The sequence below is a fragment of the Agarivorans sp. Toyoura001 genome (assembly GCF_005405585.1).
Classification (GTDB): domain Bacteria; phylum Pseudomonadota; class Gammaproteobacteria; order Enterobacterales; family Celerinatantimonadaceae; genus Agarivorans.
Window position 1 is genome coordinate 286437 of record NZ_BJEQ01000002.1, and the last position, 11671, is coordinate 298107.

Consider the following 11671-nt stretch of genomic DNA (forward strand, 5'->3'; position numbering starts at 1 on the left):
TAACTCACTTAGCTAGAATATCTAAAGTGTAGTCCTTAATCATATTGCGCGCGTTTAGTGCATATTAAATGGACGTATAAACCAATGATTTAATGGTAAATCATCACCCAAACCTAATGACTTTAGGTATAATATGAGCACTACATTTGCACTTGGCAATAACATGTCTTTCCAGCAACTTTCCCTAAACCAAACGCTAGTTAACAACCTTAACGATGCGGGTTACCAGCAAGCGACACCTATTCAACAACAAGCTATACCCGAGATTCTAGCGGGGCGAGATCTTATGGCTTGTGCGCAAACCGGTACCGGTAAAACTGCCGCCTTCAGCTTGCCTATTTTGCACTTACTTAGCCAAGCTAAGCGCTGCGAACCTAAACAAATTAAAGCCTTAGTATTAACCCCTACTCGCGAACTTGCCCAGCAAGTACATGCCAGCCTGCAAACCTACTCCAAACACTGTGAACTAGATTCTGTATTGCTTTATGGTGGCGTGGGCATTGAACAACAGCAGCAACAACTTAGCGCTGGCTGCGACATATTGGTTGCCACGCCTGGGCGCTTATTAGATCACCTCAATCGAAGCTCTTGTTCATTAAAAAACTTGGCATTTCTAGTATTAGATGAAGCCGACAGAATGCTAGACATGGGATTTAAAGACGAGCTTAAAGCACTATTGAGTTTTGTGCCTAAACAGCGACAAACCTTGTTATTTTCGGCCACCTTAGACGACAGTATTTACCGCTTTGCTAAACCCTTGTTACGCAACCCAAAGCAATTAGAAATAACCAAAGCCACTAGCAAGGCCGCTAGCATTGAAGAACGAGTTTACAACGTAGATAGCGATAAAAAAACGGCCCTACTCTGCCATTTTATTAAGCAGAAAAACTGGCAACAAAGCTTAGTGTTTTGTCGAACTAAACAAGCTGTAGATAAACTGGTTAAGCAGCTTACTAGCCAACAAATTAATGCCGCGCCTTTTCATGGCGATTTGTCACAAGCGGCGCGAGAGCAAGTTTTAGCCAAATTTAAAACTGGCGAAATTAGTGCGCTAGTGGCTACCGATGTTGCTGCCCGAGGTTTAGATATAGATGAACTGAAATACGTGATAAACCAAGAACTACCTTTTAAAAGCGAAGACTACATTCATCGCATCGGCCGAACTGGGCGCGCCGGCCAAACTGGCACGGCCGTTACTTTATTAAGTGTTGAAGACGAACACCTATTAGCCGAATTAGAGGTGCAATTAGATAGGCGCTTACCTCAGCAATGGTTTCCGGGCTTTGAACCCGATTTAACTAAACCTGCCCCCACGAATAAGCGTAACTCTCGCTCCGCCCAAAAGAAAAAAGCGCGAAAAAGAGCTTTAAATACTACCAGTAAAAATCGCAGATCTTGAAACCAATCTCTGGTAACTTTTGCCACTTGGTCACTAACAATAATTTTAAGGTTAAGCCGCATCATGATAAGCCTATCCCCTCAGCTTAAGCGAAGTCTACGCGACATTATGTATTTCTGTTTATTGCTAATACTGGTTCAAGGGATTAATACCATTAGCTTAGGTGCAGTTTCAGCTTTAGGCATTGTGCCCCGATCCGCATCAGGCTTAATAGGGATCCCCTTAGCGCCGCTTATTCATCATGGGTGGTTACACCTATTATCTAACTTGCTGCCACTGGCGATATTAATGTTCCTAGTGGCCCAACTTGGTCGCGTAATCCTATGGCAAAGTACCTTAGTTATTGCCTTGCTTGGTGGGGCATTAGTTTGGCTGTTTGGCGGAACCGGTGTTCATGCAGGTGCTAGCAGCCTTATCTTTGGTTACTGGGGATTACTGTTAGCCAATGCTTGGTTTAGCCGCAGCATTAAAAGTGTGTTCATTGCAGCGATTGTATTACTGGCTTATGGCGGTATGTTCTGGGGCTTATTTCATTTAAAAGCTAATGTAAGTTGGTCGTCACATGCTTTTGGTACAGTTGCAGGCATTGTTATGGCGTGGGGTTTAGTTAAGTTTAAAAAGCTAAAATAGAAGCATTTTAAGGGCTAAACTTCGCTGTAAAATCCACCAAGCAATAAGCCATGCCGGTTCATTTACCGCTTTTGGGTTATATTACTTGCGTATAGGCTCAACTTGCGCAACTATCCCGAGCTAACAACTACGGAGCAAATCATGTCTACATCAGAAACCAACCTTTCAGCCTTTAGTAAAGCGGTTATCGCAGCCGGTGAGCTGTGGGTATTGAGCGCCGATGAGGAATTTGTTGTGGTTGACTCAATTGAGTTTGAAGCCACCGATGTCATGCCGTTATTCTCTAAACAAGCGAACGCTCAGGCTTTATGCATAGAAGACTGGGCTGATTACCAGCCAGTAGCAGTAAAACTTGAAGATTTTTTTGAAGAGTGGCTACCCAGCTTAGACGAAGACAAAGTGCTAGTGGCAATCGATTTAGATGAGAATCTAGTCGGTGAAGAAATCGAAGCCTTTAGTTTAGCCAAGCAACTGGCCGAAGACGACGCTTAAAAGAGCAGTCGTAGAACAAAAAAAAGCCACTGAACTCAGTGGCTTTTTGATTTACGCAGTGTCATTACTAAGGTGACTTACATGGAACTTGTTTGCTCGCTCTTCTAAGCGCTGCTTTAAGAAAAACTCGCCAATTCAGAAAGGCAGTTGTCTAACTGTTTTCTTTCGTTGTATTCATCAATTCTACGCCGCGTACGAGCCCCATTTTTAACTTTTTTATGCTGTTTAACGTGATGGGCTTTATCTTCGTCATCCCATTCATCAATATCGTCAAACCTTGAGAATTTCATACTCTATACCTACTCGACTCAATAATATTACAGACATTTCTTTGCCAGTAACTAAGCTAAAACAGCACTCGACCAGCCCGTTAAATTTGCTATAAATCAGCCATTAGGTCAATCAAAAAAGCAGGCTTTCAAAAAACACACGAAACCAACAATAAACATTTAAAATCAATAATTTAAAGAAAATAAAGCGGCGAATAGATATGTCAAAATATGTTTATCGTTTCGACAAATATACTTTGTTTTACCCTTTCAAAATTTGTTGGCATTATCGCGCGGCTTTAATCAAAGCACATTCTTTTAGTCGCACCTTAATTGTTGGTAAGCCATGCACAATATTGATGTTACACCTTCGCCTACAAACGGAATATTTGCCCCCTTATTAGGTTTGGCTTTGTTTGCTGTAGCCTCTGGTTACTTTATGAGCCTATTACCCCTCGCATTAGCGAGTTTGTCTCTACCTCTAGGCTTAAGCGCATGGTTAGCGAGCGCTTATTACACTGGCCTGCTTGGAGGAGCGTTAACCGCCCAAAAAGTCATTTCTAAAATGGGCCACCGACGCGCCTTAGCATTGTGCCTTGCCGTCATATTCAGCTGCGTGCTGTTAATGTGGCAATTGCCTTATACCATTAGCTGGTTAGCCTTACGGTTTATCGCAGGCGCTGCAACGGCAGATGTATTTATTATTGTTGAATCTTGGTTGTTATTGGTTAACGATGACAAACAGCGCGCAAGCCGCTTGGGAATATACATGGCAACCTTGTATGCGGGAAATGCTTTCGGGCAACTGCTAATAGAGCCTTTTGGTATCAGTGGTTCTGTACCATTTTTAACTGTAATGGTGTTATTAAGCTTGGCTATTTTGGCGCCTCTGCTTAGCCGCAGCAATGCACCAACTCAAACCCAGCATCAAACATTGTCATTTAAGGCGTTTTCGACATTAAGTAAACCCGCCATTATTGGTTGTATTGTTTCCGGCTTAATTCTTGGTCCTATATACGGCTTAATGCCAAGCTATTTAAGTAGCTTAAGTGTTTGGGGTAATAACGTAGGTAAGTTAATGGCTTGTTTGGTGCTTGGCGGCATGTTAATTCAGCCCTTAAGCAGTTACCTTTCTGCGCGATTTAGCAAAACATTGCTGCAAGCTATGATGGCCAGCATTGGTGTGCTAGCCGCAATAGCGGTGGTGTTAGCAAAAAGCTGGCTGGGCTTGTCAGTCGCATTGTTTATATTGGGCGCGAGCACGTTTTCGCTCTATCCAATTGCAATCAGCCAAGCCTGTGTAAATGCCCAGTCAGACAACATTGTGGCCATTACCGAGTTCATGCTTATCAGCTATAGCATAGGCTCCATAGTTGGCCCCTTAATCGCTGATTTTAGCGCAGTATGGGGCCGCCAACTGCCGCTTTACTTAGCGGCTATTTTAGCCAGTACCAGCCTGTACATGTTATTGGTGGCAGTTAAAGAAAAAGATGGCAGAGGCCACTTACCGCCAACCTTTGGCATATAGTGGCCTAGCAAGCATCAAGCGTTATGCGCGATAGTCTTGAGCACAATACAGCAGGCCACTGCCTGCTTCATCGCTCAGTAATACTGGCACTAAAGCACCAGGTATTACTGAGTCAGGATGATCTGGGGCATGCTCGCCACCCAAATCTGTTTGTAACCAGCCAGGATCCATCAAGTTCATCAACACGCTAGTGTTCGCTAAACTCGGTAACATGTCTCGCACATAGCGATCTAAAGCCGCTTTAGAACAGCTATAGGCCATCAACTGCGGCTGGTCGGCAATACCAGAAGTAACATTGACGATCCGTGCTTGTTTTTGTTGTTTCATTTGCGGCAAGAAGGCGTCACACAAGGTGGCGGGGGCAATACAGTTCACTTGAAAGCTTAAGGCGTAATCATTGGCAGGCACTATGCTGTCCTCTCGCCAAGGCGTCATTATTGCTGCGTTGTTGTACAGAACCACCAGCGAGTTATCGGTAATAAGGTTAACCTGTTCAATTAGCTGCGCAATAGCGGCATTATCGCTAAGCTCGGCAGCCACTGCCACAGCGTGGCCCTGCGCTGCGGTAATTTGCTCAACCACTTGCTGCGACGCATCTAAACTCCGGCTATGCACAATCACTTTAGCACCTTGGCTGGCTAAGGCCTTTGCAATTCGCAAGCCCACACCACGACTCGCTCCCGTTACCAGTGCCCATTTACCTTGTATTTGCATCGACTTGCCTCTTCAATTCAATAATTGCAGCCATTAAGCTACAAACAGCTATGGCATATAGTAAACCGAACCAGTCAAAAATAATCGCCAGCTCATCGCCAATTCATGGAAGATTGAAGTAGTTCAAATGCTGATGAAACCCGGTGAAACTGTCCGCTCAGCCTGAGCGTAATTGTGCTTTGTAGCCCTGCTGTTTCACACATGTTCCAAGCAGTAAAGATGACTCGCCTCGCGACTGTATTAGTGCCGCCTTATTGGTGCTGCTTGGCTAGTGCTGGTAGACAAAACCGCCATATAAGTACTTGGTAGCCTCAGCCCCCAGCACCAATACCTGATCGCCACGCTCTAAGGGTTTGCTTTGTAAAAGCTTGGCAAAACTTAACCAAATGGCTGCCGACCCTAAGTTACCTAACTGCTTGGCATCATTAATAATTTGCGACTGTGGGTAGTTAAGTGCCTTACTCAGTAGCTTGTCGATATGGCCATTTGCTTGGTGGGGTAAAATATAGCGAAAGTCACTCAGTTGATAACCGCGATCTAACACGGCCTGTAACCCCAGCTCAAACAGCTGCGCCCCAGTTTCTCGCACACCGTGAATATTGTGATGAAAGCGCGCCATTTGCGCTTCTCCCACGCTATCGGCTCCCGAGTCTAAATAAAACCCTGGCGCTTTTTGGTGGCCAATTTGCCCTAGGTAAATGTCTTTGATTAAACGCTCTGGCTTAGTGGCTGGCGCAACAATTACGCCGCCGCTGCCGTCGCCCATTTGCACAAAATTAACCAGCTGTTGCTGGTCAACAAACTCTGGCGACAAATCAAAATACACCGAGCCGGTTTCACTCCCCACAATAGCGACAGGTTGTTGGTCGGCGGCACACAAAGCACTGGCCATTTGTAAGCCGTTGGCAAACCCTGTACAGGCTTGGCGTAACTCTAAATAGGCGCCATGATAAGCCAATTCATCGGCTAACCACGCAGCATTAGGCGGCACTTGAGTATGTGGCGTACAGGTATGGCTCAGTAAATAATTTAGCTGGTTCACCGACAAACTCGCATCGTTTAAGCACTGCTCAAGTACTTGTTTTGCCATGCTAATACCATTTGGTGAAGCTTGACTGCGAGGCTGGGCAAAACTGCGGCTTAAATAACGCCCTTCAATACCTAAGCGCTTTGCAATTATTTTTGCCTTTCTGGCCATCCGCCACCCACAATGCTCGGCCAAGTGATCGAGTAATTGTTGATTACTCACCGGATGATTAGGCAAAACATAATTTGCCGCCAGTAAATTCAAATTGTTGGATGCAAACTTTACCGCCATTTTAACTCCAGTCTCTGTTGTAACTGATCAAGGTCTACACCAATAATCTCGAACTGCTGAGCTTGGCTACTCAACAAGGTCATGAGTTTTTGCAAGACCAACAAGCGCTCTTCGGCCATGTCTTGCACACTGGCACCAAGGTCTTGAGCAAAGTGTTTACTCACGTAAACATGTTTTGCTTCATCTTTTTTAATCAAACCACACAGCTGCGAAAATGGATGGTTTTTACCGATAGTTCCTCGCTCAATCATTTGCATCAGCTGAGTAACACAGGCATCTAAACTGGCAATACGAATAAACTGTTGTTGCAAACTTAAGCTACGCCCCAAGCCACTATAAAATCGCTGAGCCGAGCGGCGTACTTTGTGTTGTTGTGCCAACTCAGGCAGTTGACTAAATACCCATTGCAGCGCTTCGTCGTGCCAGGCTTCATCGGCTTCAACTTCGTTCAACGCCTTAATAGATAATGCGTTGCTGTGTTGTTCCAAGTTTTTAGCTTGTTGCTGAAACACCAGTTGAGCAGATTGCTCTCCACACAGTAGTAAGGGCATCAACAAGGCTAAGGCCTCGCTGTGTTTATCGCTAAACGATAATCTATCGGGTGAATATTGCTGCGCCCAACGAGCAATAGCATGCTCTGGGCTAAGCACCGCAGCTTGAGTGGCAAAACAACGCCCCATGGCATGGCGTTCATCAGGAAGAAAGCTCATCAATGACCTCCAACCTGTTCAATCGCGGTATTTACTTTAGCGTTAACTTTGCTCTTAAGCGGCAAACATAAGGGCAGCAACACTAAATCAAACAGTAAAGCGATAGCCAAGCTTAAACCCGACAACAAACTCATTTGTTGAATCGGTAAAAAGTCTGACAAGCCACCTAAAGAGAAACCCACAAGTAAAGCGCCAGAGGTAAGCAATAACGCCGGGCTAATACTCTCCATTCGCTGCTGCAAATCGGAAACACTATTAGCAGGGTGCACCTTAAGCAATATATGTAAGCTGTCATCAACAATAATGCCTAACATCATGCCCATCACCACTGCGCTACCTAAACTAAGGTGTTGTCCACTCCACTGCCACAGCGCAAACACCCAAAGTAACGGTAAGCCATTGGCTAACAATGCCAGCAGCATTAAATAAACACTGCGGCGTAATACCAGAACCACCAATGCCACCAACAACAACGCCACAGCAAACGACAGCAACATAGCCTGGCCATTTACCCGGTTGAACTTGGCGAAAATAAGCTGGCTACTGTAAGCAGCAGATAACTGTATTTGCTGGCTGGCTGCCCACTCAGCAACCCGTTGCTCAAAAGCGATCAGTTGCCGGTTACTCAACGGAGCTAACCATACATTCAACAGCGCTTTTTGCTGACTAAGACCATCACTCTGCGGCATGGCCATTAACTTAGCTAAGGCGCTAGGATCCTGCGCGATCCAATCTAGCCAGTCTTGAGCACTATTCACTTGGCGAACTTCGTCTTGTTTAGCCAAATAACTCAGTATTCGACTTAGGTCATCAGCTACTGTTAATGGTTCAGAAGCCTCATCATCGAGAATTTGATAACGTAGGCTGTGCATGCCCAAAAACTGCTGTTGAAGCTGATCACGACTCTGAGAAAATGCATTATCGTCGGAGAAGTAACCCAGAGAGTCATCATCAAAAGCAAGGTTTTTAACACTCAGTAAGGCAACCGAGCTAAGCAGCGTAACCCCAAGCAATAGCACCTTTCTGTGTGCTAATAAGCGCGTATAAAAAGAGCTGTCGTTAGCTTTAGCGGCTTGTTTAATTAAATTCTCAGCACCAATTTTATTCACCCATAAAGGCAAAATAGAATAGCAAGCTAAGGCATTTATCATCACTGCAAAAGCCACTATAACGCCAAAATCTGCAATCGGAGGAGATGGGCTGAAACACAGTAATAAAAATCCTACCGCGGTAGTAACTGCGCCCCAAAACAACGGCGCTAACTTATGCTGTAAAGCTAAAAGCATTGCCTGAGCAGAACTAATAGCCTCTCCACTTTTGGTGCATAAAAGACCCCGCCAAGCAAAAAACAAATGACTAGAATAAGCCATTGCCAAACTGATAATAACCAAAGGCAAAAATGCACTTATTGCCGCTAGTTTCAAACCTAGCCAAGCCGCAACCCCCAAGCTAATTGTAAGACTAAGCACTGCACAACTCACCATGCCTAACAACCAACGAGCTTGGCGAATAACCAATACAAACAGCACAGCAAAACTAAACAGCAAAGCTGGCACAAACCACGCTAAGTCATGGCGTAAAACCGCTAAATACTGCCGACTTAAGGCCAGTTCGCCAGCATACAAATAAGTATATGAATTCTCTGCTTGCTGGCTAAGCCTACTCAATTGGCTATCTAAGGAAGTAAAAAACTGTTGTAGAGCCTTAGCCTTCCCCGCCACATTTGTATCAACATTAATCGCAAGATTTATACTCTTGCCATCTTCGCTGACAAACTGTTTAGCAATAGCAGGCGGAAGCGTGTTGTTCAGCCCCAATAAGGTAAAGGGATTAATCGCCTCTACACCTTCTACTAGGAGAAGCTGGTCTACGGCTTGCTGTGCAGCTAGGTACTGAGCACGATTTTTCCAGGACGTATCGCTAGATAGCAGCAGTAACAGATTTGCGGCTGGGGCGTGCTCATCTTCAAATTGTTGTAGGGCCAATACTTGCGGGTCATCTTTAGCAAAATAAGCTTGAATACTTGGTTGCACTTGCAGCTGAGGCAAGCCTGCTGCGGCAACGAGCAGTAACAATATCCACACACCTTTAAGCCAGGTTTGCTGCAGACTCACTAAAAGCGGTGAGCATTCCCATTTCGCCATCTACTCTACATCCTTTACCCAGCTTATTGATTTCCTTGATTGAGTAGACCCAGTGACTAGCTATTTGCATTCACCTAACCACTATTTTTATTTGAAAAAATTGAAGACGCTAATCCCAGTGTGCGTCTTGCTCGAACATTTCAAAGGCGACAACATTGCCATCTACGGTGAGTTGTTTAACTGATTTTGGAGAACCATCGGTATTCAGTTCAAGTAAACCAATACCAGAAACATTAAGTAAGCGCTCTCCTTTTGAGGCGTTTTCGGGACGATGTGGCACTACCCTCATTCGGCGGCGCTTAGTAAGCCAATTTAACGGTGATTTAGGCGAATATAACCAACGGTTTGCTCTGTCTAAGAAGTTGAGCAAGCTTTCAGGGAACTGGTTTTTGATGCCACTACTGGTAATTTGCCATATATCGGGTCCACCTTGGCGGCCACGCAATTGAATATGGTAGGCAAAAGAGTAATGAACATCGCCAGAAAGAATAACAAAATGCTGCGGCGTTTTGGGGTGACGAAATAGATTGAGCAAAGCATTAGCCGAGCCTGGATGCGCCATCCAGTTTTCTGCATCAACTAATAAGGGTTTGCCAAACCAAGTAAATACGCGTTGCACCACTTCGATTAACTTCACCCCAAAGATGGGGGCTGGAGAGACCAATATCACCGCATCTTTACCTAATAATTGCTGTTGTAAATCGGTGAGTGACTCCCAATCCATTAAGCCTGATGGAGAGTTAAGGTTACGCTCAGAGCGCCAGCGATGAGTACGCGTATCTAGCACCAATAGCGGTGGTTGAGTATCCCAGTGGTAATGCCATTGCGGATAACTCAATAAGGTATCAATCAACTGTTGGTGTTTATCGTTGCCGGGCTGTTGCAAGGCTTGCTGTAATTGCTGAATTAACGCGTTAGAGAAATGCTCAGGCGCATTCCCCCAACCTTGACACAACAAGTAACCAACCAGTGCATTGCCAATAATGCGCTTAGAGAAAGCATGCCCATAAGCGCTTTGCTCCCATGCTGCAGTGAGGTTCCAATCATCGGTCACATCATGATCGTCAAACATCATGGCCGTGGGCAAATGCGCCATTAAACGCTGCACTTTGGCTAAGCCTTTACTAAAACTAATGATGGTTTCACGCTGCTTAAGGTATTCGTCTAGCTCATTTAAGCTAAGCGATTCTGGAGGGCTTAGCTCCAAATTCGTCCAGGCGCTGGGTGACCAAACTAATAGATACATCGCCAATACTTCGGCAAGAGAAATCAGGTGGTTATTAGCGTTGTCTGAGGTAAAAATAGGCTTGCGTATGCTATTAAACAAAGCACTTTGAGCCAGCTCAGCACCTTCCATTGGCAGTAATTCTTGGCGTGACAAATAATGAGCCTGCGCATGCAGCTCATCGCTCCCAGATACCTTTGCATCGACAAAAGGTTCATTGGGTACTCCTAGCTGCTCAACTAAACGGTGAATGGCCACCAGCATTGGCGTAGCAACATCATCGGCATATATTTGATCGCCACTGAGCATTAACAAGCTCGGCCAATCCTCAATTGAGTGTTCGGCTAAATGAGCGTCTGCCCTGACTAAACCATCGGCACTAAGGTGATGAGGTTTTCGACAAGAACCGTGAAGCATTTTTTTCACCGCACCCGGCACGATAAAGCCCGGCAGGTTGCGCGGTGGGTACACCAGTTCTGGCGCCCACTCTTGCCAGCTTAGGTCTTTAGTTTGGTCCGCTAGCCGTAATTTCAAATCATACCCGACCCAAACTGCAGCAGGCAAAGCCTCTTCCAATGGGATATCGATGAGCTGATAAAACAAATGCTCACCTGCAGGTAACTGTTGGGTGTAAAGGCCCATTTTCTGATGGTCAAACTCACGCGCAGCCAATCCTTCTGGCTGCAAACTCAAACTAATATCAACCGCCTGAGAGGTGGCCAGCCAAACAGAAAAACGTTGCGAGCTAATTTTTCGCAAGATAGGACCAGCTAACACTAAGGCTAAATTTGTTCTGCTCATAACAAAAGTATACAAGTGAGCAAACAAATAACCATGTTGAGTTTACAAATAGATAAATTCAGCGACTGGCCACGCTAGGTTGCCCCCAAAACTACCAACACTACTGCAGCGAATTATTTTTAAACAAAAAGCTAAAAGCCGACACCTTATAGGGCATTTAATTCTTCTGCCAAAAATAAACTCTTCAGTGCTTTGTATTAAAAAAAATAAACTTAAGCGCTTTCAGCAACATATAACTTAGACAAAGTCGTACCAGTTAAAATGAAATCCTTTTCAATCACAAAATGAAGATAAATACTTGATATAGCACTCACTTTGCTCATTTTTGCGACTATTTTTTACTCGACTAGATGTAAGGTCGCGCAAGAAATGACCACCAAGAGTCATTTTATGTTGGCTAACACGTTGATAAGCCTAAAGGGCTATCGCAAACAAACATTC

General features: G+C 44.9%; 10 protein-coding genes. 4 read left to right on the plus strand and 6 right to left on the minus strand.

Annotated features, from left to right (window positions below; translation table 11 throughout):
* Positions 1-163: 163 nt before the first annotated feature.
* The 3 genes from FFR00_RS04610 to FFR00_RS04620 all read left to right on the plus strand — a co-directional run bounded on the left by FFR00_RS04610 (position 164) and on the right by FFR00_RS04620 (position 2521).
* Positions 164-1399: a DEAD/DEAH box helicase gene (locus tag FFR00_RS04610; protein ID WP_137672342.1), complete on the plus strand. Its 1236-nt coding sequence runs from the start codon at positions 164-166 to the stop codon at positions 1397-1399.
* Between the two features lie 63 nt (positions 1400-1462).
* Entirely contained in the window at positions 1463-2029 is a 567-nt protein-coding gene (locus tag FFR00_RS04615; RefSeq protein WP_201798693.1) for a rhomboid family intramembrane serine protease, read from the plus strand.
* A gap of 141 nt (positions 2030-2170) precedes the next feature.
* Positions 2171-2521 (plus strand): DUF2750 domain-containing protein, encoded by a 351-nt coding sequence (locus FFR00_RS04620; protein ID WP_137672194.1) that lies wholly within the window; start codon positions 2171-2173, stop codon positions 2519-2521.
* A gap of 116 nt (positions 2522-2637) precedes the next feature.
* Here FFR00_RS04620 and FFR00_RS21750 read toward each other — a convergent pair whose 3' ends face one another.
* Complete coding sequence (locus FFR00_RS21750) at positions 2638-2811, minus strand: PA3496 family putative envelope integrity protein (protein ID WP_174235926.1); 174 nt, start codon at positions 2809-2811, stop codon at positions 2638-2640.
* 325 nt (positions 2812-3136) lie between these two features.
* Here FFR00_RS21750 and FFR00_RS04625 point away from each other — a divergent pair, with 325 nt between their 5' ends.
* Positions 3137-4318 (plus strand): MFS transporter, encoded by a 1182-nt coding sequence (locus FFR00_RS04625; protein ID WP_137672195.1) that lies wholly within the window; start codon positions 3137-3139, stop codon positions 4316-4318.
* A 21-nt stretch (positions 4319-4339) separates the two neighbouring features.
* Here the strand turns inward: FFR00_RS04625 and FFR00_RS04630 are convergent, their stop codons facing one another.
* The 5 genes from FFR00_RS04630 to FFR00_RS04650 all read right to left on the minus strand — a co-directional run bounded on the left by FFR00_RS04630 (position 4340) and on the right by FFR00_RS04650 (position 11230).
* On the minus strand, positions 4340-5032 hold the full coding sequence (locus FFR00_RS04630) for an SDR family NAD(P)-dependent oxidoreductase (RefSeq protein ID WP_137672196.1): 693 nt from the start codon (positions 5030-5032) through the stop codon (positions 4340-4342).
* Positions 5033-5300: 268 nt separating this feature from the next.
* Positions 5301-6350 carry a 3-oxoacyl-ACP synthase III family protein gene (locus tag FFR00_RS04635; protein WP_137672197.1) on the minus strand — a complete coding sequence of 350 codons (1050 nt, stop codon included), beginning with the start codon at positions 6348-6350 and terminating at the stop codon, positions 5301-5303.
* On the minus strand, positions 6341-7060 hold the full coding sequence (locus FFR00_RS04640; RefSeq protein WP_137672198.1) for a hypothetical protein: 720 nt from the start codon (positions 7058-7060) through the stop codon (positions 6341-6343). The genes FFR00_RS04635 and FFR00_RS04640 overlap by 10 nt, the downstream gene beginning before the upstream one ends.
* Entirely contained in the window at positions 7060-9204 is a 2145-nt protein-coding gene (locus FFR00_RS04645) for an RND family transporter (RefSeq protein ID WP_137672199.1), read from the minus strand. Before FFR00_RS04645 ends, FFR00_RS04640 begins: the two co-directional genes overlap by 1 nt.
* 109 nt (positions 9205-9313) lie before the next feature.
* Positions 9314-11230, minus strand: a complete 1917-nt coding sequence (locus FFR00_RS04650; RefSeq protein ID WP_137672200.1) for an alkaline phosphatase D family protein — start codon at positions 11228-11230, stop codon at positions 9314-9316.
* Positions 11231-11671 lie beyond the last annotated feature (441 nt).

Excerpts from the sequence above, each read along its gene's own strand:
- FFR00_RS04625 (WP_137672195.1), top strand. The coding sequence starts at position 3,137 with ATGCACAATATTGATGTTACACCTTCGCCTACAAACGGAATATTTGCC.
- FFR00_RS04640 (WP_137672198.1), bottom strand. The coding sequence starts at position 7,060 with ATGAGCTTTCTTCCTGATGAACGCCATGCCATGGGGCGTTGTTTTGCC.
- FFR00_RS21750 (WP_174235926.1), bottom strand. The coding sequence starts at position 2,811 with ATGAAATTCTCAAGGTTTGACGATATTGATGAATGGGATGACGAAGAT.
- FFR00_RS04630 (WP_137672196.1), bottom strand. The coding sequence starts at position 5,032 with ATGCAAATACAAGGTAAATGGGCACTGGTAACGGGAGCGAGTCGTGGT.
- FFR00_RS04645 (WP_137672199.1), bottom strand. The coding sequence starts at position 9,204 with ATGGCGAAATGGGAATGCTCACCGCTTTTAGTGAGTCTGCAGCAAACC.
- FFR00_RS04650 (WP_137672200.1), bottom strand. The coding sequence starts at position 11,230 with ATGAGCAGAACAAATTTAGCCTTAGTGTTAGCTGGTCCTATCTTGCGA.
- FFR00_RS04615 (WP_201798693.1), top strand. The coding sequence starts at position 1,463 with ATGATAAGCCTATCCCCTCAGCTTAAGCGAAGTCTACGCGACATTATG.
- FFR00_RS04610 (WP_137672342.1), top strand. The coding sequence starts at position 164 with ATGTCTTTCCAGCAACTTTCCCTAAACCAAACGCTAGTTAACAACCTT.
- FFR00_RS04620 (WP_137672194.1), top strand. The coding sequence starts at position 2,171 with ATGTCTACATCAGAAACCAACCTTTCAGCCTTTAGTAAAGCGGTTATC.
- FFR00_RS04635 (WP_137672197.1), bottom strand. The coding sequence starts at position 6,350 with ATGGCGGTAAAGTTTGCATCCAACAATTTGAATTTACTGGCGGCAAAT.